Genomic DNA, 26705 nt, shown 5'->3' on the forward strand with positions numbered 1-26705 from the left:
CATGCATGCACATCCCTGGTGTAAACGCCTGCAAACCTCGTTGCCGGATGAGAAATTGCGCGCGGCGGTATTGGCTGACGATCCGCTCTGGGAAAAGGTCGAAACAGAGCTGGTCAAGCTGGGATCGCTGGCGCATAACCAGGTCGATCTTAACGTGGTGGCAGGGTATTGCCTGACCTTGCTGGAAAGCAAAACCAAAGATATGCGGGTACTGGTGCAGCTATTGCGCTGCTTACAGCATCCGGCCAAAGCGACGCCGTTTTCTACTGCCCTGATGCTGCTGGACAGCTGGCTGGAGAGTTACTGGGTGCCTGCCTGGCCTGCCAGTCCGGTTCAGAAACAGAAGTTAATGATCCAGATTGTTCGGCGTTTTGAGAGTGCGCTGCCCCGCATTGCAGAAAGTGCCTCCAGCGCAGAGCTGGAGCAATTACAGCAGTTAACGGAACAGGTGGCGACCCGCTGGGGCGAACTGGCGAGCGACAAAGCGGTGCTGATGGATGAGCTGGTGCAGGGCGTTAAGCGTGCCAGACAGCGACAGCAGGCGCAGGAACAGGCGAATCAGACGGCAAAACCGACCCCAGCAGCCAGCAGTAGTGGAGGCGCGGGCGGGAGTGAAACCAGCTCCAGCGCGGCTTCGACACCCGTCAGTGCGGTGGAGATTAATTCATCCGACGAGCGTGGCTGGCGGCAAACCCAACTGAACGTCGCGGCGCTGCTGGTTGAGCGTCATCCCGCTTCACCGATGGGTTACCGTCTGCGACGCCACGCTATCTGGTCCGGCATTGCCACACCGCCAATGTCGTCCAAGGGGAATAAAACCCAGCTGGCACCCGTCTCGTCAGACCGCGTGGATGAATACCAAAGTGCGCTGGCGCAGGCCGATTTGGCGCTGTGGGAACGCATAGAACAAAGTCTGGTTTTGGCACCTTACTGGTTTGATGGCCACATGTTGTCCGCCTCAGTGGCCTCACGGTTAGGGCATGCTTCTGTCGCGACGGCGATTGCCGAAGAGCTTTCTACGTTTCTTCAGCGTGTGCCGGAGCTGCGTGAACTGGCGTTCAGCGATGGAACGCCCTTTTTGACCGGGAAATGTAGCCAGTGGTTGCAGTCCAGCCAGCCGGTTCGCGGCGGCGGCGGGGCACGGCAGGACGATCTGGCGACGGAGGCGGCGGCCTGTCGAGATGAGAAAGGTATTGGGGCGGCGATGCAGCTATTGGATGAACGCATGCGTCGCCTGAAAGAGCCGCGCGACCGCTTTTATGCCGAGTTGGTTCTGGCGGATTTACTCGCCGAAGAAGGGATGAAATCACTGGCAGCACAGCACTATCAGCACATGTGGCAGGAAAGCCAACAATTGGGCCTGATGCAATGGGAACCGGGACTGGTTAGCCGCGTGGAGCGGTTGGCGGCATCCCGCAAAAAATAAGACATTCGGAGTGAATGGTCACTTATGTTTAAAACAATCATAACCTTTCTACGCAAGCAGTTGCCTAAACTGAAACCCTCCTGGCTGCTTTTAGGCGTGCTACTGTGGGTCGTCGTGTTGGTTCTGGCCTGGTGGCTGGGGCCGCGTTTGACGGTGGGCGAGTCGCGCCCATTACAGGGAATCTGGGGCCGCGTGGTGTTCACGCTGGTCTGGCTGTGGCTGGCGTTCTCCTACAGCGCCTGGTTGGTCTGGCGTCGCGTGCAGCAGATGCGGGCGGAGCGTCATGAACAGCAGGTGATTGAGCAGGATCCCTTGCAGGTGTATGTCGACAGCCAGCAGACGTTTCTCGATCGCTGGCTGGACGCGTTTCAGACTCAACTGGGTAAACGCGCGCTGTATGCGATGCCCTGGTATCTGACGATTGGTCTGGCGGGCAGCGGGAAAAGTAGCCTGATCCATCGCGCCAATCCGGCAAACAAAATGAATCCAAAGCTGGATGCGGAGCTGCGAGATGTGGCGGCAGGCCAGCAGGTGAGCAGTTGGGTCGGCGAATCCGCGGTGATTTGGGACCCGAGCGGACAGCTACTTGCCCAGCCTGAACTGGAGGGTGATTCGCTCGGGCAGCGTCATGCTCGTCTGTGGCAGCACTTGCTACAGTGGCTCAGTGAAAACCGCCGCCGCCAGCCGCTCAACGGTCTGGTGCTTACGCTGGATATTTCCTGGCTGGCACAGGCTGGCGTCGCCGATCGCAAAGCCTACGCACAGGTCATGCGTGCGCGTTTGCAGGAAATTTCCGTCAACATCAATACGCGCTTACCGGTGTATATCGCGCTGACCCGGTTGGATATGCTGAGCGGCTTCGACAAGGTTTATCGCCAGTTGAACCGTGACGCGCGTCAGGCGGTATTAGGCGTGACGTTTACTCCGCAGGCAAGCAACAGCAAAGGCTGGTTAGAAGAGCTGGAACGCTTCTGGGACGAGTGGGTCACGCACCTGAATGACAACCTGCCGGACATGCTGCTGACGCAATCGGACAGAAGCGTGCGTAATTCGCTGTTCTCGTTCGTTCGCCAACTGGCCGGTGTGAAAGATTACGTGATGGAAGTGCTGACGGAAACGTTAGCGACGGGCGAGGATCGCGCGTTCCTGATTCGCGGCGTCTACGTCAGCTCTGTCTATCAACAAGGGGTGCCGTTCGATGCCTTTGCGCAGTCGGCTTCCCGACGCTATCAACTGCCCGAGCCGATAAACCCTGCGCTGCGCGGTGAATCGAATACGTTCTTCGTGCAGCGCCTCTTCCCTGACGTCATTTTCCCTGAGGCCAGTCTGGCAGGGGAAAACCGGCTGCATAGCCTGTATCGCCGTCGTCGGCTGAGTATCGGTGTGGGCTGCATGCTGCTCGCCAGTCTGGCGCTGGTTGGCAGTTGGCACCATTTCTATCGGGTCAATGAAGAAGCCGGTCGTAACGTCCTGACGAAAGCGCAGGCGTTCATTGGCACCAATGAGCTGGAAGGCCAGCCGGGCTATGGCTATCAGCAGTTGCCGCGTCTGAATTTGATTCGCGATGCGACCTTATCCTTTGGTAATTACCACGAACGTACGCCGCTGCTGGCCGACCTTGGCCTGTATCAGGGCGGTAAGATTGGGCCTTATGTTGAAGGCACCTATCTGCAAATGCTGAATCAGCGCTTTCTCCCTGCGGTGATGCAGGGGCTGCTGGAAGATCTGAATCAGGCACCGGCCAATAGCGAGCAAAAGCTGACGATTCTGCGCGTGATGCGGATGCTGGATGATGCGTCAGGACGCAATAAGGCGCTGGTCGAGCAGTTTATGGCGCAGCGTTGGCAGAAGGCATTTCCCGGACAGGGCAACGTGCAGGAACAGCTGATGCAGCATCTGGATTACGCCCTTGAGCGTACCGACTGGCATCAGGCGCGTGAGCAAAAAGATGCGGTAGCGATCAGCACCTTCGCGCCATTTAACCAGCCGATCTCGCTGGCTCAACAGGAACTGAGCAAGCTGCCGATGTATCAGCGTGTTTATCAGAGTCTGGTGATGAAGGCGACGCAGGTACTGCCGCCGGATTTAGCCATTCGTGATGAAGTTGGGCCGACGTTTGATCCGGTGTTTTCCCTGCGCAATGACAAAGCGGGAAGCGTGCCTCGGCTGCTGACGTATCCCGGTTTTAGCGATTATTACCTCAAGCAGGACAAAGCGCTGTTAGAGCTGACGGCGCTGGACGCATGGGTGCTGGGGCAGCGTGAGCGTGCGCAGTTCAGTGAAGCTGACCGTCGGGAAATTCTGCGTCAGGTGAATGACCGCTACATTACGGATTACATCAACCAGTGGCAGAAAGTGCTGGCGAACATTGATGTGCAAACGCTCGATACGCCGGAGCAGGCGCTCGATATCCTCACGGATATTACCGGCAACGATCAGCCCTTCCAGCGCGTGCTGACCACGGTGAGTGATAACACCCGTATCCGCAAGCTGGCCGATGATGATAACGATACGGCGCAGAGCATTAACACGCGTACCGGCCGTCCGTTTATGACCATCAATGCGGCGCTGAGCGGGCGTGGTGAGCAGGGGCCGCTGGTGCAAGAGGTCAATCAGAAGCTGACCGATCTCTATCACTATCTCGATCAGATCGTCAACGCGACCGATCCAGGGCAGGCTGCGCTGAAAGCGGTGCAGGCACGGCAGGGGAATAAATTTGCCGATCCGGTGTTCGCCTTACAGCAATACGCCCGCAGCCTTCCCGCGCCGCTGGATCGCTGGGTAGGGCAATTAGCCGGAGAGAGCGCCAGTCTGGTGACCGGGTTGGCGATGTCGTCGTTGAATCAGGAGTGGCTGGATAAGGTCGTGACGCCATTCAATGAGAAGCTGGCGGATCGTTACCCCTTCGACCCGTCATCGAACAAGGATGTGCCGCTATCGGAAATGGAAATGTTCTTCATGACCGGTGGGACGCTGGACAGCTTCTATCAAACCAACCTCAAAGCGATGATGGAAAGCGGCATGCTGGAAGAAGGCATGGCGTCGCCTTTGCAGGCGGAACTGGTGAAGCAGCTCGAACGTGCTAACCGCATTCGCCAGACCCTGTTTAATGCGCAGGGCAGCCTGGAAGTGCATTTCGTTCTGGAACCGCTGGAACTGACGGCGAATAAACGCCGCAGCGTACTGAATCTGGACGGACAGTTGCTGGAATACAGCCACGGTCGTCGCCAGAAAACGCCGCTGGTGTGGCCAAACAGTATGCGTGACGGTGCCGAGAGCAAGCTGACGCTGGTGCCGGACGATCGTGAACGTTCACCGCGCAGCCTGAGCTTTAGCGGGCCGTGGGCGATGTTCCGGTTAATCAATAGCGATCAACTGACTCAGGTGAATGAGAACACCTTTGACGTGCGCTTCTCGCTGGAGAACGGGGCGATGACGTATCGCGTGTACACCGATGCCAGCCATAACCCGTTTGCCGGTGGTCTGTTCAGCCAGTTCACGCTGCCTGACTCGCTTTATTAATTAACTCTCGGGAGCCTGCTTAGGCTCCCTATTGCTGGATGATGTGATATGCAAGATGCACAACAGGCCCTGAAAGTGGGCCGCGATCCACGGATGCTGCCGGAGTTTGACGCACTTCGGGCGGAAATTAACAAGTTGAGTCACGCGTCTCGCCCTGATGTGGATTGGATGCTGGTGCATGATATGGCCACCACCATCTTTGAAAAGCAGGGCGTAGATCTCCAGACCGCGATCTACTTTACGCTGGCCCGTTCACGGCTGGCGGGATTGACTGGCTTCACGGAAAGCTGTGAGTTTCTGGCGAATTTGATCGTGACGCAGTGGGATAACTTCTGGCCGCCGGTCCATCAGGAACGGGCGCGTATCGAGATGCTGGACTGGTTTATTGCTCGCATCAGCGAAGTGGTGCGGCAATACGCCATCAGTCATGAACACAAGCGGCTGGTTTATCGTTGCGAACGCGCGCTGCAATTGATGAGTGAAAAGCTGCACAACTCGGGGTTGAGCCGCATTCCTCGCGTCGAGAATCTGCTGCACTTCGTCGAAGGCTATACCCATTTGTTTGATGAAACCGAGATTGTCATTGTGTCGGACGATCAGGAACTGAAAAAGCAGGATATGCAGATTCCGCCCATGGTGTTCTTTCATTCAGACATGGAACCCGGCGCGACGGTGCAAAGCAGTGGTTCATCAGGCTCGGGTCAGGCTGCTCTGCCTGCGGGCAGCATTCTCATCGGACGGGAGAAAGGGCAAATGAAACCGACGGTATTGAAAATTGAGGCGCATAAAAAGCAGAAGCCAGCGTGGTTCTGGTTTGTCTCCGGGCTGCTGACCTGCGCGCTGCCTGTCGCGGCCATTACAGGCTGGCAGTATTGGCAGGAACAGAAGGCCGATGCGCTGGCGTTACTGCAACAGCCAGCCTACGCGTTGCCCGCTGCCCCCGATCATAATGACATTCGCCGGGTGCGTATTGCGCTGGGCGAGCAGAAATTGCAGGGCATGGAAGGCGAGCTGATCAACCGCTATCAGGCACAGCTGGAACAGGTGAAAAATGCCTCGCCGTTCTATCTGTATCAATACGGCAACGGGTTGAAAAACGTGATGCAGCAGCTCTATCCCGATTCGCTGGCGGTGAAGGAAATGGAACGCCAATGGCAGATTGCGCTTGAACGTCAGCAGGGCGATGAACCGAAAACGCGCGGGTACGAACAGGCCCGTGCCAGAGTCAACGATACGTTGCAGCAACTGCTGGAACTGGAACGGCAGCGCCGGACGGTGACGATTTCCTACCTGAAATCAAAGCTCTACGATATGCAAAAAGATCTGATGTCGGACGTTCCCTTCGGGATACGGTTGCGGGAACTTGAGGCGCGTAAAACCAAGAGCCAGTCTCTAACGCCAGCGGAGCTACGCGCGATGGAAGACGAACTGCGCGCCTTCAACGTTCGCTTGTACCGTTTACAGCAGGGTAATTCTGCCAGCTGATTATCGTGAAGGGAAAAACGCTGAGCACATGATGAAATACAAAAAATTAGTGATAGTCCTGTCGGCCTGTTGGCTGGCGTCATGTCAGGCACCCGTCACATCGCTGTCTGAATCGGAACTCGTGGCGTCAGCGAACCGGGGAAACGGTGAGGCGCAATATCAACTGGCAAAGACGCTAGCCGCGCGCTCGCAGTACACCGAGGCGATGCAGTGGATGCAGAAGGCATCTGGCCTGTCTGAACTTCCGGGCAATCAGGAACTGCGCGCGGCCGCTGCACTTCAGGTTGGCGACTGGTATCAGGCTGGGCTGGGCGCGCCCAAGAACAGCCCGTCTGCTCGTCAGTGGTGGACAACGTCCTCACGTCTGGGAAATGGCGAAGCGGGGCATCGGCTTGGTATGGACTGTCAGGTTCAGCATCAGGGAAAGCTGGTGGCGGCCTGCCTGAGTGCTTTTGAATCCGCTGCGGCAAATGGTTATCCCCCCGCGCAGTTGATTGTCGCCCAGTGGCACGCAACGCATGCGGGCGGAGAAAAAGATGCCGTAGCGTGGTTGCTGAAGGCCTCCGAACTGGGTAATCGGGATGCGCAATACCAGTTGGCACAGCGCTATGAGCAGGGTAAAGGCGTGGTGATCCGTCGCGATCTGGCCGAACGCTGGTATTTCCGCGCGGCGACGCTGGGTCAGGCACAGGCGCAGCTGTGGATGGCGCGACACGAAGACGGCGAGAATGCGTTGAACTGGTATCAAAAATCCGCGTCATCAGGTGATGCCGAAGCACAGCTTTGGCTGGGCAAGGCATACCGTGAAGGTAAGCGCTTACCTTGGGATGAGCAAAAGGCGCGTTATTGGCTGGAGCGTGCCGCGTCTGGCGGATCGGGCGAGGCTGATTATTTGCTCAGTCAGAGCCAGACAACGCATGAAAAGCGCGAACAGTATCTGGTTCAGGCTTCCTCTGCGGGCTATATCCGGGCGCAACGCGAACTGGGGGAGCGGTTATTTAAAGCGAGCGAATTCGCGCGTGCGCGTGAAGAATATGCCAAAGCGGCATCAGCAGGAGACACCGAATCCCGTCTGGCCTATGGCGAGATGCTGCGGTTGGGGCAAGGTGGCAAAGAGGATTATGTTGAGGCGATGAAGCAGTACCGTCTGGCGGCGAATGAGGGTAACCGTATGGCTCAATATCGTATGGGCATGATGCGTCAGGATGGGCTGGGTGCCTCCCGCAATCGTATTCATGCTTACGCCTGGTACGCGATGGCGGCGACGGAGGGAATGAGCGAAGCCATTCATGCGCGTAACGATCTGGAAGCGACGATGCAACCGGATGAAATCAAAGCTGGGCAGCGGTTGGCGATGCACTGGTCATCGGGGAAAACAGAGTAATCCGTGGTGGTGGCTCGTCGATGATAATGAACCGATAGTCAATCATGGGTGAGAAATAGCTAAAGCAGAATCGGCAGATTGCTGTGTTCAGGTTGAATCATCGTGAAATAAGTCGGGTTGTCGTGGAATAAAGAGTGGCAATAAACAGGCGGGTGTTGCGTGATAGCGACACCCGCTTTTTTGTTTTTATGACTCTTTTCATTACTGGATGTCCTGACTTTGCCATTCCTGTTTTTCATAAAAAACGTAAGTGACCGCTTACTATTATTGTTATGAGAATGAGCGATTTATCGCCAAATATAGTTTTGTGCTATTAATAAGCACGATTTCTATCGGTTATATATTTCATTAATTCATTGCTAACTCAAATTTTCAGAATAACTGCGCATTCTGCGCAACTTCTTGCTCACTTTCTGGTGTAAATCACTTTTTGCGCAATGTTTGCAAACGATTCGCGAGGTCTGCGCAATTTCTTGCTCAAATTTTGTTTAGGTGGAATTTGAGTTAGGTGAATTCTTTTATAAAACATATAGATAAACTTTGGCATGTGAATTGCTATACAGACGGTGAAGTTACTCATTCTGTTCAATAACTCATTCCGTTCAACAATAAGGAGCAAGACTATGCCAACTCCATGCTATATCAGCATCGAAGGTAAAACTCAGGGCAACATCACCGCGGGTGCTTTCACTTCTGATTCTGTCGGCAACATCTATGTGGAAGGCCACGAAGACGAAATGCTGGTACAGGAATTCAAACACATCGTCACCGTACCGACCGACCCGCAGTCTGGTCAGCCATCCGGTCAGCGTGTACACAAGCCGTTCAAATTCACCGTCGCGCTGAACAAAGCGGTTCCGCTGATGTACAACGCCCTGGCGTCTGGCGAAATGCTGCCGACTGTGACCCTGAAGTGGTACCGCACTTCTGTTGAAGGTAAGCAAGAGCACTTCTTCTCTACCATCCTGACTGATGCCACCATCGTGGACGTCGACTGCAAAATGCCACACTGCCAAGACCCATCAAAACTGGACTACACCCAGTTGATCGAAGTGTCGCTGGCCTATCGCAAAATCGATTGGGAACACACCGTCGCAGGAACTTCCGGTTCCGATGACTGGCGTGCACCGGTCGAAGCGTAATTCCCATCTAACCCGGGCTTGTCCCGGGTTTTCTGCTTTTTTCTCAACGTGATGCTTTATCAACATGAACTGTGGCGTGAGCAGACTCAGACCACAGCTCAGGTTTTTATTTTAATCAGGATAGCGACGTGCCGCTCCGGGAAACCCCGAGGCGTGCGGTAGCCATGGCAACGGCGAAGGAAGAAGGAGAGGACGGGTGGCAAACAGTACAGGATTACAGTTCACCGTAAAGGTCGGTGCCCTGGAAGCAGGCACTTTCGCGGTGGTGGATTTCAGGCTGGATGAAGGGCTGAACCGGCCTTTCAGCCTGTCGCTGAGTCTGGCGAGCGCGTTGCCGGATGTCGATTTTGGCGCGGTGCTGGACCAGCCGTGCGAGCTGATGATTTGGTATGAAGGCGAACTGAAACGTCGGGTCAGCGGGATTGTCAGTGGCTTCACGCAGGGCGACACTGGATTTCGGCGCACGCGCTATCAGGTGGAAGTCCGTCCGGCTCTGTGGCGGCTGGGATTACGCACCAACGCCCGTATCTTTCAGGCACAAAAACCGGAGGTGATTATCGGCGCACTGCTGGAAGAAGCCGGTATCACTGACTACGCCTTTGCGTTGCGTAACGAGCACGCGGTGCGGGAATACTGCGTGCAGTATCGGGAAAGCGATTTAGCCTTTATCACCCGGCTGGCCGCTGAGGAAGGGATGTATTTCTTCCACGAATACGAAGAGGGCAAACACCGGGTAGTGTTTGCCGACGATGCGGGCGCACTGACCAAAGGCCCCGAGCTGTTCTTCAATCTGGCGACACAGGGGCTGAGTGAAGGCGAATACGTCCGGCGTTTCCACTACGCGGAGCGGGTAAGCACATCGGACGTGGAGCTGAAGGACTACAGCTTCAAGACGCCGGCTTACGGACTGTCGCACAAGAAGATGAGCGGCGAACTAGAACACCAGCGCGAAAGCTATCAGCACTACGACTATCCGGGTCGCTATAAGCAAGACCCGAGCGGCAAGGCGTTCAGCGGTTACCGGCTGGATGCGCTGCGCTCTGGTGCGGTAACGAGCGAAGGGGAATCCAACTGTGCGGGGCTGATGCCGGGCAATACGTTTACCCTGACAGAGCACCCGAATGCGACGCTGAACGCGGTGTGGCAGACGGTGAGCGTAACGCATGTCGGGCAGCAGCCGCAGGCGTTGGAAGAGGAAAGCGGCGGTGAACCGACCACCATGAGCAACAGTTTTGCCGTGGTGAAAGGTACGACGACATGGCGCGCTGCCATGCCCTACAAACCGATGGTAGACGGCCCGCAAATCGCGACGGTGGTCGGCCCGACGGGGGAAGAAATCTACTGCGACCAGTATGGTCGGGTAAAACTGCAATTCCCGTGGGATCGCTACGGCGCGAGCAATGACCAGAGTTCGTGCTGGGTGCGCGTCAGTCAGGGCTGGGCGGGCGGCCAGTACGGCATGATTGCCATCCCGCGCATTGGCCATGAAGTGATCGTCAGCTTCCTTGAAGGCGATCCGGACCAGCCGATTGTTACCGGGCGTACTTTTCACGCGACCAACCCGACGCCGTATGTGTTACCGGCACATAAAACGCGCACGACGCTGCGTACCGATACCCATAAAGGCAGTGGCTTTAACGAACTGCGTTTTGAGGATGAGGCGACGCGTGAACAAATTTATTACCACGCCCAGAAAGATATGGATGGTGTTATCAATAACATCCACCGGCAGAGCGTTGGGCGCGATCAGCACCTTAGCGTGGATCAGGATCAGTTCCAGCGGGTCACCCGCCACCGCCACCGAACGATAGGCAAGGATGATTTTGAAAACATCGGTCAGGATCATCATCAGGAAATTGGCCGGAGTTTCATTCAGAAAATTGGTGCTTCGTTCAAACGCTTCATCGGCGGGGGAGAGATTACCCGTATCGAGGGGAGCCGTCAGACCACGATGTCCGGCTCTGAAGAGACGCTGATCGGCGCACATCAGCGCGTTCTGGTGAATACGGACAGCTATCTGAAAGCCGCTGATATCGTGCTGGAAGCAGGGCAGGCTCTGACCATCAAAGCGCCTGGCGGCTTTATCAAGATTGATAGCGCGGGCGTCACGATTTCCGGGACAATTGTGAAAATCAACGATGGCGGTGCGGCTGGCGTAGGGACTGCGCCAGTATCCATTACGCCAGAAGACCCGACTAAGCCTACGCTGCCGGATGCGCCAGACAGACGTTAAGGAGGAACTATGCCAGGTGCTGCACGTTTAGGTGACAGCTGTGCGGGTCACGGCTGCTTCCCTGCCACCCCGATTATTGAAGGCAGCGGTGATGTCATCATCAATGGTAAACCGGCCGCCCGTAAAAGCGATGCGGTTTTACTCCACGCCTGCCCCTGCCCGAATGTGCCCCACGGCGTGCACAATCGTGCGATATCTGCGGGCTCTGGTACGGTTATCATCAATGGAAAGCTGGCGGCGCGTATCGGTGATGCGATCGGCTGCGGCGGCTCGGTTGCTGCGGGGAGTGGGAACGTCATCATTGGCGATTCACCCTATCAATCCCCGGTGAAACCCTGCGCTGAGCAATCGGCAAAAAGCCGTGCGCCTCTGCTGGCATTGACGCCGATGTTATTGCCGACGTTAATGGAATGGGCTTCGATCGCCGAGTTGCCCATTCTTGATGACCTGCTCTCCGTTGCTCAGCGTAAAGATCGCTATCTGGCGCGCGCCAAGTTGGCTACCGAAGCGGCATCGCTGCCGGGGTTAGCCGATGCGGCAAAACGGTTAGCGTTTAACAACGACAGTATCCTACGCGCCGAAGCGGCTCAGTACGTTTATTCGGTCGATGAATTCCGACGAGGCGTGCTGGATAAACTGCCTAAGGCACCGGTTGGACTGGATATTCTGGATACCGGCGCGATCCCTGGGCTAAAAAATGCCAACATGACGGACATGAAAACAGGGTTTGGTTCTGCTTTGTTCAAATCTGCGATTAATGGCGAAACGATGTTGACCTATCGGGGCACCAATAACGCGGTGACGGGCGTGAAAGACTGGTTGACGAATGCCGGGCAGGCAATGGGGTTTGAGACAGATCAATACAAGCAAGCGATGTATTTAGCGAAGCAAGTAAAGGAAGTCATCAATCCACCGCCAGTCATTATCGGGCATTCATTAGGTGGTGGTTTGGCGTCGGCTGGCGTTGGTGTCACGGGATTACCCGGCTATACCTTTAATGCTGCGGGTTTGCATAGCAATACTGTGTCACGTGCAGGTGGTGCAGACCTGGCGAAAACAGCCTCTCTGATAACGACGCAGGCGGTGGATGGCGAGGTATTAACCATGGCACAAACCTATGGCAAAGCTTTGATTCCTGGCTTGCTATCCGGGGCTGGCGCATTGATTGGCGGAGCCGCCGGTGCGGCGCTTGGGGGCGTCATCGGTGTTGCAAAATTACTGGAAGGGGGCCTGCCGAAAGCAAGTGGTGATATGATGGCACTTCCCGCAATCGGCGGCTCGCCGATTGCTCGCCACGGTATGGATCAGGTGATTGCGGGTATTGAAAGCCAGAAAAAGGAAGATATCGGGAAGATAACCAATACATTCAGGGGAATATAATGCAATGGTTGGCACGTATAAAATGGGTAGGCGTCGTTATTCTGGGATTATTAACCGCTTGTCAGGCAGGAGGACACAGTATGCGTGCGAGTGAGCTTTTTGAGCCGCCAGTGGTGGCGGTACTGGAAAGTATTCAAAAAGGTGATGAATCAGCAGCCCGTCATCAGCTGTCGCAGGGCGTTAACCTGAATATTCATGGAAAAGAAGGCGTCACGCCGCTGCTGTGGCTGATTTATGAGACCAAGGATAAAAACGCGGTCACGCTGGCGCTTAAACTGGGTGTCGATCCGAATTATAAAGACGGCTTTGGTGATAGTGCGGTCAATTCCGTGGCGGGGGCGAAAGATCCTGACTGGCTTCGCATTATTCTGGATGCGGGGGGCGACCCGAATGCGATTGGGCGTCGTGGCCAGCCAGCAATATTTGGTGCTATTGGTGAGGAGCGCTGGGCCGATATCAAATTACTCGTAGAGCGGGGCGCTGACGTCAATTTAACGGATGAGCAAAAAACCAATAGCGCTCACTATGCGGCCTATCTCAACCAGTATGAAATTGCATATTGGCTGATTGAGCAGGGAGCGAATATTAATACTTATTCAGCAACGGGAGCCAGCCTGGCCTGGAGCGTCGAAGACAGCTTATCCATTATGTCTCCTAAATCCCCCCACTATCCTTGGGCATTAAAGGTAAAACAGCTGTTACTGGATCGCGGTGTTAAATTCCCACCGCTGTCACCTGCTGAAGTTCGGGATCGTTGGGAAAAAGGACTGCCAGTATAATTTTATTTTGATTCTCCGTTTTATTATCTATTTTTCGTTATAAAAATAAACGGCATGTCTCGACCCAATAGTCTGCGTGATTATTGGGTCGTTGCTGCTGCGATGAATACACACTCATCGTATTACATTTTATTTCATTTATTTACAGGCAAATAACGATGATGGCAAACGGTTATACCCTGTTTGAAATCAGCCAGTTTAATGCGCCGCTGTTCGCTATTATCTCGCCGTTGAGTTATCCCAAATTACCTGAATATTGGCAGGCTTTTCAACCTGTGGCGTCAGATATATGGCAGCAGCTGCATTTTGGCAAGGATGCCGAAAACTGGCAGATGTGGGCGCCTATTGTGGTTAAAATAGAAGAAGGCAAACCAGGAGAAACACTGCTGCACTGGCTGAATGAGACACAGCCGGAGCAGCATGGTGGCGTGATCCTCATGCATGGTGAACTGACATTGCAGCAGATGGCTGATTTTTGGCAGCAGCGCATTTCCTGTCTCTGGCCTGATGGTACTCGAGCGCTATTTCGTAGCTATGCACCAGAGGTTTTATCGACCTGGTGGTCCACTCTGGATCTTGCTGCACAAACGGATTTTCTCGGCCCGCTAAATAACCTGTACTTGCCCATAGTGAATAGCGAACGTGGGGAATATCAGCTATTCGCACAACAGGATGTTAATAAAGAAAACAAGAACGATATTAATAGTGCATACCAGATTAATTTAACACGTTACCAATATTATCTTCTCGCTAATGACAATCGTTTACACCGATTAGCGAATGAGCTCTTTCTTTTTGTCAGCGCGCAATGTGTTTTTCCACTGGACATCGAAATAGTAAAATCACGCTTTATTAGCGGTATTGAATTAGCCGGGAACTATTATCCAAAAGCCAGCGAAGTGGAGTGTGAAGCCTGGTCCGCTCATCGCTGGGTACTCGGTAGTGAATTCTATTTGCACCCGATCTTTATTCATCTAACTGAACGTTATTCGATTGCCGACAGTATTCGGATTTTTAAATCTGAGCCTGAACGTATTGAAAGTGTGCAGCTTAATTACCATCGCCCCGGTTGGATGCGGGGTGAGTTACCTGACATAACGGAGGTCACGCTGTGAGTGTATCGCAACCTTTCCTTGAATTGACGCCGGAAGATGACGCCGTCTGGCAAGCGCGTATCGCTCAGGGCGGCTGTTTTGTTATCGCCGAAGCGTCGATGAACGATGATGTGCCGTGGCTGGCCGAACGCTGGGGGGGCAGCCTGGATCAGACGCGTTTGTATTGGGGCGAAGCGGGGCGCGTTCATGCCTCGGTATCGCCCTATTGCATCCCACTTCACGCCGCTAACTGGTCGCAGGTGAAAGAACACATCATCACTCAGCCGGGTTGGGGAATGGGTCTACAGCTGGAATGGTTTATGCAGGCATATTCGCCGCTCGATCAACTGCTTGAGGTCACGAAGCATCTGCGGCAGTGGAGCCTGGTGACCTCACCTTCCGGGGAGAATGCCATCCTGCGCGTGGGTGACTGGCAGGTGGTGAATCAGCTGTTATCCGCCAGTTCCGCACAAGAAGCCTGTGCGCTCTATGGCCCAATAGCCAGCTTCTGCGATATTTCCCCTGACGGCGCGGTACGTGCCTTAAATCTCACCGCCCGCGAACCACACTCTATTCCAGACATCCTGCCGCGCCAACTGAGTGACGAACAATGGCAAGCCATCATGGTGCCTTACGGACATCACAATCTGGCGCGCTATAGGGAACATCTGCGTGCTTACCATGCTGACTGGCAAAACGCGCCTGATGATGAACTACAGGCGTTTACCCATCAGCAGACGGAACAGGCGAAAAACAACGGCTTTAACAACGACCGCGATATCGTGCGCTGGCTGGCATTGGCGACAGAACTCTCGCCGGAATTCATTCATCAGCCCTGGGCAAAAAATATTCTGATACAGCCTGAATACATTGGCACGCAAAGCCGTATGGATCGCCTGTATCAGGCAGCAATTGACCACCTGGACGAAGCATAAAATAAAAAGGACGTCATTTCATGAGTCAGAACAAACAGGCAACGTTGCTTTCCAGCGAGGAAGCCGCGAGTCGGGGTTTTAGCACGGATAAAAAAATATCAGGAGGCTGTGCCAAGTGTGGTTATGAAGTCCTGATTTATTACCATTATGACTCTGGGGAGCCGGTTCCCAACGCGCCATTTGTCCTCATCGACAGCAATAAAACAGAAATCCACGGTCAGACGGATGCCAACGGCCTCTGTTTTATTTATGACATGGGGGGAGGTACGTTTGAGCTGCTACTGGAAGAAGGTGAAGATAAGTTTACACCGCAGGAAACCATTCAGAATAACCCCGTATTGCAGGCTACTCCGGGTTATGCCGCACTAGCAGGTGAGTATTTCACGCTGTTCCTTCTCCTGCGTAAACAAGGGCTAGTGACCTATGACGCCGATGACAGCAGTGATCGACACGTTGATGTTGATGGCGCGGGAATATTAACGTCTATCCCAGATGACTATAAAAAGGCTTACAAGCGTTTCTGGGAACTGGATAAACAGATTAACCGCGGTAATCGCCAACTGAAGCAAGCCATCAACAAAATCCACCATAGCCTCGCGGCAGAAACGGCGGATGCGGGTGGTGATGATAACGCCGCGCTCATGATGTTCTGCGAGATTATTCTGGGTTGTATTCCTGTCGTGGGGCAAGCGCTGGACGTGTACTCCATTGGCGAGTGGTGCTGGCAAACCCATGAAGATCCTAAACTGATGGACGACCCACTGCATGTGGCCGGTGGTGTCCTGTGTGTGATTGGGGTCATTCCCGGGCTGGGTGACGCCATTAAGGTGAGCGGGCGGGCGATTATTAAAGCGCTGAGAAATGCCTCCTCACCTGCGGCTGTGCAGTTTGCCATCAAAACGATCCGCAGCCTGTCCAACGGTAATCTGGTGAAAGGCGTCACCGAACTGCGTGGTTTGCTGAAAGAATACGGAAAGAAAGGCAAAGCGATGCTGTTGACCATGCAGCAGGCTTTGGTGAAGGCAATGAAGGCCTCGGAGAAAGATGGCTGGATTGTTGCGCTGATGAAAGATCGGTTCAGCAAGATGCTCGACTATCTGGATCAGTTAGTTAAACGTTACGATGAGGCCATTGCGACCCTTGAGAAAGAATTCGATAAGTTTATTCCTCTGATTGTGACGCGGGTTTCCGGTAGTCCGCGGCCTAAAGGTTCCTTTGCGAAAAAGGCCGATGCCCCACAAAGCCATACGACGGCGGAAAGCAGGGCGGCCAGTCCATCCTCTGGTTCAAAGTCTGAGCCTACTGATGCGCCAACCGCAACGAAACAAAGCGATGCCAAGCCGGGTGGTGACAAAGGAAAAGGTCAGCCGCCTAAAAAACAATCTCCAGAAAAAAATACGCCACACAAATCAGAACCGTCAAAACCGACTGATGCCATTGAAGAAAAGCCCAAACCGAAAGCGCCCGTAAAGAAAAAAAGCGAATCCCCTCCGGAAGAGGCGAACAGCATTAATGCGGGCAGCAATACGGAAAAGCCATCGGGTAAAAAGGGGGCTAAGAAGGATGCACAGGCAAAGGATGACAATGCCAAGGCAAAAACAGATGACATTAAGAAAAATGGTGACCCGGTCGATATGGCAACCGGTGCCGTGGTGGAACAGCGCACCGATATTCAGCTAACGGGGACGCTGCCGCTGTCACTGCAACGCTACTACCGCTCGACGGGAGAGCGGTACGCCGGTTTGCTGGGGAGGCTGTGGCGTACCAACTGGGATATCAGCCTGACGCTCAACAACGGGGTAGCAACGCTAACGGATGGTGAGTTCAATCAGGCGTTCTTCGTCCTGCCCAATGAGGGAGAAGTCAGCCGTTCACCGTCCAACCTGCAATGGCGGCTGACCCGCCAACAGGGTGAACTCGTTCTTCATCATGTTGATGGCTTACGCTATCGGTTTGAGCATGCACTCGGTCTCCAGCTTTGTCTGACGTCGATTGAAGATACAGCCGGCAATCGGGTGACGTTCGAGTGGATGCTGAGCGACCTGTGCTGGGTTGTATTGTCCGACGGGCGCTTGATTCACGTCACAACGGAGCGCCGCAGGATCACGGCACTTACGCTATGTACCCCGCAGCGTCAGCCATTAAAAACGCTGGCCAGCTATACCTATGACGAACACGGGCATTTACTGAGCATACGGGCGGATGAGGGGCGCAATTTTGACTATCGCTACTCACCGGAAGGCTGGCTGCTGCGCTGGTCGGATTTAGGCTCGACCTGGGTTGAGCACGATTACGATAAAAAAGGCCGCGCCATCCGCGACAGAACCTCGGAAGGCTACTGGCCGGGTCACTTTGAATACGACGATGACACCCTGACCAGCCATTACCACAGCGGGTTTGGTGGGGTATTCAGCTACGTGCGCGACGAGCGCAACAATATTCTGCTCCAGCGCACGCCGGACGGCGGTGAGACTCGATACGAGTGGGTGGATAACCAACTGGTGGCCGAGACCGACCCGTTGGGCGGCCGCACGGCGTATCAGCGCAATGACTGGGGGCAGGTGACCGAGGTTACGCTGCCAGACGGTGCGACGCATCAATATGAATATGATGATAACGGACAACTGCTGGCCTATATCGATCCGCTGGGCAGCGAATGGCATTACCAGCGTAATGCTGCCGGGCAGGTTGTCGAGGTGAACGACCCGGAAGGGCGCGAGTGGCTGTACCGTTACGGTGAAACAGGGCAGTTGTCGACGGTGATAGGCCCGGATGGCGTGTTGCAGCGTTATCACTATAACCGCCGTGGCCTGCTGAGCAGCCTTGAGCGGGATAATGCGCCAGCGGTGATGTTCCGCTATGACGACCTTGACCGCCTGACGGAGCGGCATATCGGACATGAAGCGGGCGTGCAGGTGCGACGCTGGGAGTATGACGGCGTGCGCGAGTCACCGTCGAAAGTGGTGTACGAAGACGGCAGCGAGACGCGGTTTGGTTACGATGTGGAGGGTAACCTGACGGCGGTGACGGATGCGCTGGGGCAGCGCTACCAGTTCCGCTACGGGGCGTTCGATAACCTGCTGGAGGCGACGGACCCGCTGGGGGCGACGGTGCGCTACCACTATAACGCGGAAGCGGAGTTCGCCGGAGTAACGAACAGTCAGGGACGGGACTGGACGTACGGCTTTGACCCCAGCGGTCGGCTGAGCGAGGAGCGGCATTACGATGGCCGGGTGTACCGCTATCAGTACGATGTGGCAGACCGTCTGGTGCAGCGTACCGCGCCGGATGGCAGCGCACTGCATTACGAGCATGATGCGGCAGGGCGGATAACGCGCATTACCGCACAGAAAGCGGACGGGGAAACCGACGGCATTACCGAACTGGCGTATGACGTAGCCGGCCGGCTGACCAAAGCCGCCAGCCCGGATGCGGTGGTGGAATACGCCTATAACCTGGCGGGGCAGGTGACGTCGGAAACGGTGAACGGCGAGGCGGTACAGAGCGGTTATGATGCGGGCGGTCAGCGTGCTGTCGTGGAGGGGATACTGGCACCGCTGCAACTGGCGTGGCAGTCGGGTCGGCTGTCGTCGTTGGGGATTGGCTCACACCAGCCGCTGCAGTTCAGCCACACGTCAGCGGGAGAAGAGCAGCGACGTAGTAACGGCAGCGGGTTTGCATTGCGCCACGAGTGGAGCCCGACGGGACTGTTGCAGCGTCAGGCGCTGGAAGGAGCGGACGGCCGGGTGAATGACGTGCTGGAGCGGCGCTACCAGTACGATGTGCTGGACCGTCTGACGGGTATCAGCGACAGCCACTGGGGCGAGCAGGCGTTCCGGCTGAACGGGGCCGGTCAGGTGACGGCAGAGCGCCGCGATGAGGGACGGCGGCGTCAGGCGCGGCTGTTTGGCTACGACAGCGAACAGAACCTGTGCGAGGTGTCGCAGATAGCGCCGGGTCTGGGTGAGACGCTGAAGGTGCAGGACGCGGTGGTGCAGGCGTCGGCACGGTATGATGCGGCAGGCCGGGTGGTGGAGCGGGGCCATACGCAGTACCGGTATGACGACTGCGGGCGTCTGGCGATGAAGCGGGAAACGCGGCCGGGGTTCAGGCCGAAGGAAACGTACTTTGACTGGGACGTGCAGGACCGTCTGGTACGGGTGAGTTTGCCGGACGGGGCGCGGTGGCGGTATCGTTACGATGCGTTTGGGCGCAGAATTAACAAGGTGCGTGAAGGACAACTCCCGTCAGCACAGGCGGTCGCGCGGGTGGCGTACCGCTGGGACGGTGACCAGCTGATTGGTCAGCAGCAATACTATGCAGATGGCAGTGCGGCGCGGGAAGTGCAGTGGGTGTACGAGCCGGGGAGTTTCCGGCCGCTGGCACAGGTGGAGGCGCAGGGCGACAGCACGCAACTGCACTACATCGTGACCGACCTGACGGGGACGGCGAGAGAGCTGTGCAGCGAAGAGGGGGAAATCCGCTGGCGCGGGGAGCAGGGACTGTGGGGGGCCCACCGCGAAGAGCGACGGCCTATCCCGCTGCGGCGCTACCTGGGTGATGCAGCAAACGAGGAAGTGTACTGCGAGCTGCGCTATCAGGGACAGCTGTACGATGCGGAAACGGGGCTTTACTACAATCGCCATCGTTACTATGATGCGGAGAGCGGACAGTACCTGTCGCCGGACCCGATAGGACTGGGCGGGGGGGTAAGGCCTCAAGCCTACGTTCACAATCCATTAGAATGGGTTGATCCGCTTGGGTTGACGGAAAAAGAGGGCGGGGAGGACTATGAGTATTCTTTTGGCTCCCTTCGGCATTCTTTAAGAAGGCATTCTCCCCATGTTGGTCCTCCTCGGCAGGAACCTTATGCCTCAATGAAGCCAAAAAGACAGAAAGGGTCTTTGTTCCCATCAGAATGGGGAAATAGGGATATTGCAAGCGCAGCTAAAGAAGTTGCGAATAATCCTTTGAATAAAATAGCCTCTAATAGAGAAGGTTTTTTTGGAAACGTATTTGAAGGTACGGCAACGAGAAATGGTGTGACTCAAAAAATACGGGTTATTACTGATCATGCTGATCCTCATATCGGTGGAACAGGATCGGGAATTATTACTTCCAGTATTCCAATAAAATAGGAGTCAGCATGAAATATATTACATGTCAGAATTGTTATTCTAGTTACGAATCAGAAGAAACACGTTGCCCAGACTGTAATGCGTCACAGGGAAAAAAAGATGATGGGGTAATTTTTTTCACAGATGATGTTCGGAGTGAGATATCTCGGCTTGGTGGTATTGTTTATGACATCATTCCACTTTCATTTGAAAGATACATAGTTCCATGTGAATGGGGGGTGATATTTTTTGATAATAAAAATCAGTTCTCATGGGATTATCTTTGCGGAATAATAAGCTCTGTAAAGGTGAATGAATATGTTGAGGTCTTTCATGGTAATGATAAAGATTATCTTTCTATTGATAAAGGTAAGTTAATTAAAAGAGAGACATTAAAATAAATAAAGCCGGAAGCGATCTCAAGATCCTTCCAGCTATTTTATTTTTAGCAGCTTGTGTTATTACGCCAGCATAGCCCCCTGTTCAGCCCGAATGATTATCTTACCGGGCAGCACGTCAATCCTTAACGGCTGGCCGAGTAACCCGCTTTGGGTGAACCAGTCGCCTGCCAGTGTCAGTTCTCCGTTATCATTTACCCAGTCAGCGCCTTCCGTCTCGTGGCCGTCGAGTTCAGCCATCAGCGCGGCGATATCGGTATCTTCATCCAGCCATGTCAGTATCAGGCCGTTGCGATAGAGACTGATGCGGAACAGGCGTATGACGTGGCTGGCCGGCTGACTAAAGCCGCCAGCCCGGATGCCGTGGTCGAAGGGATACTGGCACCGCTGCAGTTGGCATGGCAGTCGGGGCGGCTGTCGTCGCTGGGGATTGGTTCTCATCAGCCGCTGCAGTTCAGCCATACGGCGGCGGGGGAAGATCAGCGGCGCACTAACGGCAGCGGATTTGCACTACGCCATGAATGGAGCCCGACGGGGCTGCTGCAGCGTCAGGCGCTGGAAGGGGCTGACGGCCGGGTCAATGACGTGCTGGAGCGCCGTTACCAGTACGATGTGCTGGACCGTCTGACGGGTATCTGCGACAGCCACTGGGGTGAGCAGGCGTTCCGGCTGAACGGGGCTGGCCAGGTGACGGCAGAGCGTCGTGATGAAGGACGGCGGCGTCAGGCACGGCTGTTTGGTTACGACAGCGAACAGAACCTGTGCGAGGTGTCGCAGATATCACCGGGTCTGGGTGAGACTCTGAAGGTGCAGGATGCGGCGGTGCGGGCGTCGGCGCGGTACGATGCTGCGGGCCGGGTGGTGGAGCGTGGCCATACGCAATACCGGTATGACGACTGCGGGCGTCTGGCGATGAAGCGGGAAACGCGACCGGGGTTCAGGCCGAAGGAAACGTACTTTGACTGGGACGTGCAGGATCATCTGGTACGGGTGAGTTTGCCGGACGGGGCGCGGTGGCGCTATCGTTACTATGCGTTTGGTCGACGGGTGAGCAAGGTGCGCGAGGGACAACTCCCTTCGGCGTAGGCGGTCGCGCGGGTGGCGTACCGCTGGGACGGTGACCAGCTGATTGGTCAGCAGCAATACTATGCAGATGGCAGTGCCGCACGGGAAGTGCAGTGGGTGTACGAGCCGGGAAGCTTCCGGCCGCTGGCACAGGTGGAAGCGCAGGGTGACAGCACGCAACTGCACTATATCGTGACCGACCTGACGGGGACGGCGAGAGAGCTGTGCAGCGAGGAAGGGGAAATCCGCTGGCGTGGTGAACAGGGGCTGTGGGGCACCCACCGCGAAGAGCGACGGCCTATCCCGCTGCGGCGCTATCTGGGCGATGCGGCAAATGAGGAAGTGTACTGCGAACTGCGCTATCAGGGTCAGTTGTACGATGCGGAAACGGGACTTTACTACAACCGGCATCGTTATTATGATGCGGAGAGCGGGCAGTACCTGTCACCGGACCCGATAGGGCTGGCGGGAGGGATAAGGCCGCAGGGTTATGTAACGAATCCACTGGAGTGGGTGGATCCGCTGGGGCTTGCTGAATCTGGATGTAAAACTGATCCGAAAAAAATGTCTAGGGCAGAACGGCAGGCAAGGATTAATGAACTTGCTGAGGCTAATGCTCATCGTCGATTGAAAGAGATGCAAGACGCAACACCTGGCGCGCATTTTTTAGATAAACATGGTGCGCAAACAAGCATAAGTGATCAGGTTGCTAGAGCTTCTACTGGTAGAAACCCTGCTACGGGGGCTATTGAGAAAATACCAACTGCGGCAACTCGTTTTTCTAGTCATAGAGATCAATTAAATGCAATTCAAAGAGCTCAAACAATTTATCGGCAAGCAGGAAAAACTGCTGCGGAACAACCAATTGATTATGGAAGATGGATTGGTGATGGTGTAAGACGTGGAGATTTAAAATACTCCGTTTCTCATGGTGCTAAAGTATGGTTTAATCGATCTGGAGAGGTTATTACTGCCTTTCCTGTTTGGGGTTCTTAAGTATGAAAAGAAATGTTTTTATATTGGAGAGTTTACTTAAGGTTTTTGATGCGAATTATGTTATTGATTCTGATGTCTCTTTGTTGTCGGGTCTAAATGTCAATAATAAACATGATTTAAGAAAAGCTTGTGATCTCTTACTTAAAGATGAGTATCTTTCTTTTTCTGATAAAGAAAGAAGCGACTTTATAGCGACGATAGATTATTTTTTAGAAGATAAATTTTTTGAATTTGAAGACCTACTGGGTAATCTATCTTTGGTCTTTGATGATGATGTTTTAAATAATAGAGAATTTATATCCAATATAAGAGATATTATTAGCTCCTATTAAGAATAAAAGCTGGAAGAGATCACATGATCCTTCCGGCTTTTTATTTTATTAGTGGTCAGGTCAGTCGCTACAAATTAATCTCAGTCTCAATAATAATCCTGCCGCGCTCCACCGTAACGGTAACAGGTATTCCGGTAATAAAGCCCAATTCTTTGAGCCTGCGGCCTTTAAGGTTGATGGCGTAACATAAGTCGCTAATGCTAAACACATGAAAATCAGTATGATTGTATCGTGCAGGCAACATAACGGAATGCCAAGGTATAGCGGTAGCATGTAAAATTTATTACAAGCTGTCACTACGATCACTTCCGATAGTACGGAGCTGTATGATGAGCTAATTATTCTGATTGATCCGATAAGGTTAGTGGGAAGATAAGGCCGCAGGGATATGTACACAATCCGCTGGAGTGGATTGATCCATTCGGGCTGGATAAGAAAGGTGCGGCATCTCAGGTACAGAAGAATAAAACCGTAGGCGATTCTGTAAGGGATGAAATTGCAGCCGAAAGAGGAACGGACCTCATAGAGCAGAATTTCCGGGTTCCGGGTGGGCTACGTCGGATGGATGTAGTTGATGGTACTACTGGGATTGAATCTAAAGTTGGGCGTACTGGCTTAACGTCGAGGGTAAGACAAGAAGCTGCTAGAGATATAAAAATATTAAGAAGTGGTCGGCTTGATAGAATTGAGTGGGTATTTACAAGAAGTCCTACGACAGGGAAAATTGTGCCAACGAAAGCTCTGGGAAATGTGCTAAATAAAAATGGAATACCAATTGTTTATCGATAGGTAACGTAATGAATACTAAGTTAATAAAAGACTTTTTTATTTCAAATGGTTTCTCTAAAGAGAGTGGCGCTGATTTTTTTAGGAAGAGTAATGGTTTTTTGAATTGTATTAATCTTCAGGAAAAAACCACAGGAGACATTTTTTTATAAATTTAGGTGTTCATCCAGCCTTTGAACAGATAAATAGCCAATCGCTTCCTAAAAGAGAGATTGATTGTTATATACGTAATCGATTATCTACTGACGAAATGCTAAGTATCGAATTGTTAGACTCGCCAAGTGGTGTCTCCTTGGTTATTAATGAACTAGAAGAAAAAGCGTGGGTGTTTTTTAATTTCTTTAGTTCTATCGATGATGTTTTTGCTCATCTGAGCATCGATAAAATTAAAGATGGGGATATCCCCGCTGAATTTAATAGTGTTACATCTGTTAGATTAGTATCAATGTGCATGAATTATAATCTTTTAAGGGATAATATAGGTGTGGCTCGTGATTTTGCAAATTATGGGCTGTCTATCGCGGGAATGGCTGTAGGGGTAAAGAAAAAATTTAGGCAGGTTTTAAAAGATACTGAAAATAATATCTAAGTGTTATTAATCAATGAAAAGGCTAGAAGCGATCGTCGATCCTTCCGGCTTTTATTTTATTTTCAGGTTAACCGTTAAAAATTAATCTCAATCTCAATAATAATCCTACTGCGCTCCACCGTAACGGGCATCCCGGTAATAAATCCCGACTCTTCGAGCCAGCGGCCTTTAAGATTGATGGCGGAGGGCGGGTTGGGCTTACCAGAATAAAAATATGCTTTTTATCACGTTGTTGTTATTTATAAAAAGGAGTTTGTCATGAAAAAATATATTAATTTTTTAGTGGTTCCGTTCGTGTTGAGTATGTCATTGACCGCAATGGGGGAAGAGCCGCAATGGCTTGACGGTGTGTTTGTTAATCAGGATAAAAGTTCCCTGAACAAAAGCCTTACGTTTTGCCCGGCAGGGCAGGCGCTTTATGATTTTGTTAACGCAGCATATGTCGTGGAAGGCAAAGGTGATAGTCGCATTATTACACTATATTCCAATGGAGCTTTCAATATTAAGGTGTCTGATAACGGTAATGAGTTATTGCCGAACGACGAGTTCACCAAAGAGTGGTTGACGAAAAGCAGTTTAAAACGTGACCCAAACCAAAAGTATGAATGTAAACCTCGTATCTGATTATTTTAAATATAAGTTTTATTAAATACATAAAAGGCCGGAAGCGATCACACGATCCTTCCGGTTTTTTATTTTTATAGGTTAGTCAGTCGCTATAAATTAATCTCGGTCTCAATAATAATCCTGCCGCACTCCACCATTTCGGGTACGGGCATTCAGGTAATACTGTTCAAACCTATTTGCAACAGGTTGTACATTATTCCTGAATGGAACTCGACGGCGCTGTTGCAGCGTAAGGAATGGACGTCGGGTGAATGACGTGCTGGAACGTCTAATTTAGTCATGTAAAATATCTAGCTGTGATTAAGTGAATTGAAAGGTAAATAATATGAAAAAAATAGTGATTGATGGTGATAAGCAAAATTCTCCCCCGCCCACACCACTCAACCCATAACAAAACCATTATGCCAACACTCTTCTCGCTTTACCCACGTCGTCCTCCCATCAGGTAATACTTCAATCGCTAGCGACAGATTCGTTTTCCTGTCCTGTACGCTCCACTGTCCGTCAGAATCCGTTCTCCACTTATCTTATCTGTATTGCTGCTATCGCTGGCAATGTCTGCATCGTGGCTTATCCCCGATTTTAATACTTAATTATTTTATTATATTTATTTATGATCGAATTTAATTATTAGCAGCGTAAATAAAAATACTGAATATGTTATTCAGTATTTTTTTGTATTCTCATAAGAATTTTATTCTATTGTTTCTACGTCACTGCTATGCAGTTTATTTCCTTTTTAAAATTAATGTAAAGTAATGAGGTTTTTTTGTATATGATGAATAATGAATTAGTTTCATCGCTAATATTAAGTGAGTTAATTCAATATCGGCGTAGATTTACCCAGTCGACGAAATCAATTAGTGAAGAAGAGTCTCAGGTGACTCAGGTTCAATTACCCAGGATTCGAGCGTTTGTTGAAGAGGGGCGTCAAATTGAACTTATTCTTCCTGCGTTTCCAGTTAAATCTCCGAATCCTTATAAAGTGCTGGGTAGAGTACCGGATATGGCGGAACGTTTGTCCCTGATCTTTCTGAATTCACTATGTCAGCGTATTCAGCTTTATTATCCTGCAGGTGCGCACATCCGTATTTGTTCGGATGGACATGTATTTGGTGACCTGATTGGGACTAGCGACGAAACGATTAACACCTATCAGGATGAGATTGAAAACTTACTGCATGAGTTGGGGGCCGTTCATCTCAGCGTTTTTAATCTTAAGGATGTAGAGAATATGGCGCCACTTACTGCTGACTATGATCATCTTCGTCGGCGGCTGGTTGAGGACTACGCCGAGTCAGAAGAGGAGATCAAGGCGCAGCTTGTATCTTTCTCACGTAGTGATTAGCTATCACTACATGAAACAGAGTGAGCTTCAAAGGCGCGCTAAGGCTATCAACCTTGCGATTGAGTTT

17 protein-coding genes and 3 pseudogenes are annotated in these 26705 nt (G+C 52.8%); 17 read left to right on the forward strand and 3 right to left on the reverse strand.

The window, feature by feature from the left end; translation table 11 throughout:
- The first annotated feature begins 1 nt into the window (after position 1).
- From tssA to BUB06_RS19555, 12 genes are all read left to right on the forward strand, one after another.
- Positions 2-1426 (forward strand): type VI secretion system protein TssA, encoded by a 1425-nt coding sequence (gene tssA / locus BUB06_RS19500; RefSeq protein WP_039475393.1) that lies wholly within the window; start codon positions 2-4, stop codon positions 1424-1426.
- Positions 1427-1450: 24 nt separating this feature from the next.
- Positions 1451-4948 carry a type VI secretion system membrane subunit TssM gene (tssM, locus tag BUB06_RS19505; RefSeq protein ID WP_039475391.1) on the forward strand — a complete coding sequence of 1166 codons (3498 nt, stop codon included), beginning with the start codon at positions 1451-1453 and terminating at the stop codon, positions 4946-4948.
- A gap of 48 nt (positions 4949-4996) precedes the next feature.
- On the forward strand, positions 4997-6433 hold the full coding sequence (locus tag BUB06_RS19510; protein ID WP_039475388.1) for a VasL domain-containing protein: 1437 nt from the start codon (positions 4997-4999) through the stop codon (positions 6431-6433).
- 28 nt (positions 6434-6461) lie between these two features.
- Complete coding sequence (locus BUB06_RS19515) at positions 6462-7817, forward strand: tetratricopeptide repeat protein (RefSeq protein ID WP_039475385.1); 1356 nt, start codon at positions 6462-6464, stop codon at positions 7815-7817.
- 623 nt (positions 7818-8440) lie between these two features.
- A complete protein-coding gene (locus BUB06_RS19520) occupies positions 8441-8959 on the forward strand; it encodes an Hcp family type VI secretion system effector (protein ID WP_039475383.1) in 519 nt (172 codons plus the stop codon).
- A 196-nt stretch (positions 8960-9155) separates the two neighbouring features.
- A complete protein-coding gene (locus tag BUB06_RS19525; RefSeq protein ID WP_039475380.1) occupies positions 9156-11192 on the forward strand; it encodes a type VI secretion system Vgr family protein in 2037 nt (678 codons plus the stop codon).
- A 9-nt stretch (positions 11193-11201) separates the two neighbouring features.
- Positions 11202-12572 (forward strand): PAAR domain-containing protein, encoded by a 1371-nt coding sequence (locus BUB06_RS19530; protein ID WP_039475379.1) that lies wholly within the window; start codon positions 11202-11204, stop codon positions 12570-12572.
- 80 nt (positions 12573-12652) lie between these two features.
- Positions 12653-13351 (forward strand): ankyrin repeat domain-containing protein, encoded by a 699-nt coding sequence (locus BUB06_RS19535; RefSeq protein WP_039475376.1) that lies wholly within the window; start codon positions 12653-12655, stop codon positions 13349-13351.
- Between the two features lie 158 nt (positions 13352-13509).
- Positions 13510-14466: a DUF4123 domain-containing protein gene (locus BUB06_RS19540; RefSeq protein WP_039475372.1), complete on the forward strand. Its 957-nt coding sequence runs from the start codon at positions 13510-13512 to the stop codon at positions 14464-14466.
- Complete coding sequence (locus tag BUB06_RS19545; protein ID WP_039475369.1) at positions 14463-15380, forward strand: DUF4123 domain-containing protein; 918 nt, start codon at positions 14463-14465, stop codon at positions 15378-15380. Before BUB06_RS19540 ends, BUB06_RS19545 begins: the two co-directional genes overlap by 4 nt.
- A gap of 20 nt (positions 15381-15400) precedes the next feature.
- Entirely contained in the window at positions 15401-20518 is a 5118-nt protein-coding gene (locus tag BUB06_RS19550) for an RHS repeat-associated core domain-containing protein (protein ID WP_039475366.1), read from the forward strand.
- Positions 20519-20526: 8 nt separating this feature from the next.
- Complete coding sequence (locus BUB06_RS19555) at positions 20527-20898, forward strand: hypothetical protein (RefSeq protein WP_039475363.1); 372 nt, start codon at positions 20527-20529, stop codon at positions 20896-20898.
- Positions 20899-20958: 60 nt separating this feature from the next.
- Here the strand turns inward: BUB06_RS19555 and BUB06_RS19560 are convergent, their stop codons facing one another.
- On the reverse strand, positions 20959-21255 hold the full coding sequence (locus BUB06_RS19560) for a SymE family type I addiction module toxin (protein ID WP_048329372.1): 297 nt from the start codon (positions 21253-21255) through the stop codon (positions 20959-20961).
- Between BUB06_RS19560 and BUB06_RS22320 the strand changes: the two are divergent.
- Positions 21205-22956: pseudogene (locus BUB06_RS22320) on the forward strand (RHS repeat domain-containing protein); the annotation flags it as partial. The gene BUB06_RS19560 and the pseudogene BUB06_RS22320 sit on opposite strands and share 51 nt — an antisense overlap.
- A gap of 2 nt (positions 22957-22958) precedes the next feature.
- Positions 22959-23288, forward strand: a complete 330-nt coding sequence (locus BUB06_RS19575; protein ID WP_039475359.1) for a hypothetical protein — start codon at positions 22959-22961, stop codon at positions 23286-23288.
- Between the two features lie 67 nt (positions 23289-23355).
- On the opposite strand, the gene BUB06_RS19580 is transcribed toward BUB06_RS19575, so the two are convergent.
- Complete coding sequence (locus BUB06_RS19580) at positions 23356-23532, reverse strand: SymE family type I addiction module toxin (protein ID WP_080726806.1); 177 nt, start codon at positions 23530-23532, stop codon at positions 23356-23358.
- An 834-nt stretch (positions 23533-24366) separates the two neighbouring features.
- On the opposite strand from BUB06_RS19580, the gene BUB06_RS22325 reads away from it, so the two are divergent.
- Positions 24367-24663, forward strand: coding sequence for a hypothetical protein (locus tag BUB06_RS22325; protein WP_236689882.1), 297 nt, complete (start codon positions 24367-24369; stop codon positions 24661-24663).
- A gap of 74 nt (positions 24664-24737) precedes the next feature.
- Here the strand turns inward: BUB06_RS22325 and BUB06_RS19590 are convergent.
- A pseudogene (locus BUB06_RS19590) lies at positions 24738-24866 on the reverse strand (SymE family type I addiction module toxin); the annotation flags it as partial.
- Between the two features lie 55 nt (positions 24867-24921).
- Here BUB06_RS19590 and BUB06_RS19595 point away from each other — a divergent pair.
- Positions 24922-25287, forward strand: a complete 366-nt coding sequence (locus tag BUB06_RS19595; protein WP_039475357.1) for a hypothetical protein — start codon at positions 24922-24924, stop codon at positions 25285-25287.
- Between the two features lie 778 nt (positions 25288-26065).
- Positions 26066-26617 (forward strand): annotated as a pseudogene (locus BUB06_RS19600) (L-tyrosine/L-tryptophan isonitrile synthase family protein); the annotation flags it as partial.
- Between the last annotated feature and the right edge of the window lie 88 nt (positions 26618-26705).

Origin of the sequence: Pectobacterium carotovorum (genome assembly GCF_900129615.1) — a bacterium.
Classification (GTDB): Bacteria; Pseudomonadota; Gammaproteobacteria; order Enterobacterales; family Enterobacteriaceae; genus Pectobacterium; species Pectobacterium carotovorum.

Coding starts and splice junctions, on each gene's coding strand:
- BUB06_RS19535 (WP_039475376.1), top strand. CDS start 12,653: ATGCGTGCGAGTGAGCTTTTTGAGCCGCCAGTGGTGGCGGTACTGGAA.
- BUB06_RS19540 (WP_039475372.1), top strand. CDS start 13,510: ATGATGGCAAACGGTTATACCCTGTTTGAAATCAGCCAGTTTAATGCG.
- BUB06_RS19580 (WP_080726806.1), bottom strand. CDS start 23,532: ATGTTGCCTGCACGATACAATCATACTGATTTTCATGTGTTTAGCATT.
- BUB06_RS19575 (WP_039475359.1), top strand. CDS start 22,959: ATGAAAAGAAATGTTTTTATATTGGAGAGTTTACTTAAGGTTTTTGAT.
- BUB06_RS19595 (WP_039475357.1), top strand. CDS start 24,922: ATGAAAAAATATATTAATTTTTTAGTGGTTCCGTTCGTGTTGAGTATG.
- BUB06_RS19510 (WP_039475388.1), top strand. CDS start 4,997: ATGCAAGATGCACAACAGGCCCTGAAAGTGGGCCGCGATCCACGGATG.
- BUB06_RS19515 (WP_039475385.1), top strand. CDS start 6,462: ATGATGAAATACAAAAAATTAGTGATAGTCCTGTCGGCCTGTTGGCTG.
- BUB06_RS19550 (WP_039475366.1), top strand. CDS start 15,401: ATGAGTCAGAACAAACAGGCAACGTTGCTTTCCAGCGAGGAAGCCGCG.
- BUB06_RS19520 (WP_039475383.1), top strand. CDS start 8,441: ATGCCAACTCCATGCTATATCAGCATCGAAGGTAAAACTCAGGGCAAC.
- BUB06_RS19555 (WP_039475363.1), top strand. CDS start 20,527: ATGAAATATATTACATGTCAGAATTGTTATTCTAGTTACGAATCAGAA.
- tssM (WP_039475391.1), top strand. CDS start 1,451: ATGTTTAAAACAATCATAACCTTTCTACGCAAGCAGTTGCCTAAACTG.
- BUB06_RS19530 (WP_039475379.1), top strand. CDS start 11,202: ATGCCAGGTGCTGCACGTTTAGGTGACAGCTGTGCGGGTCACGGCTGC.
- tssA (WP_039475393.1), top strand. CDS start 2: ATGCATGCACATCCCTGGTGTAAACGCCTGCAAACCTCGTTGCCGGAT.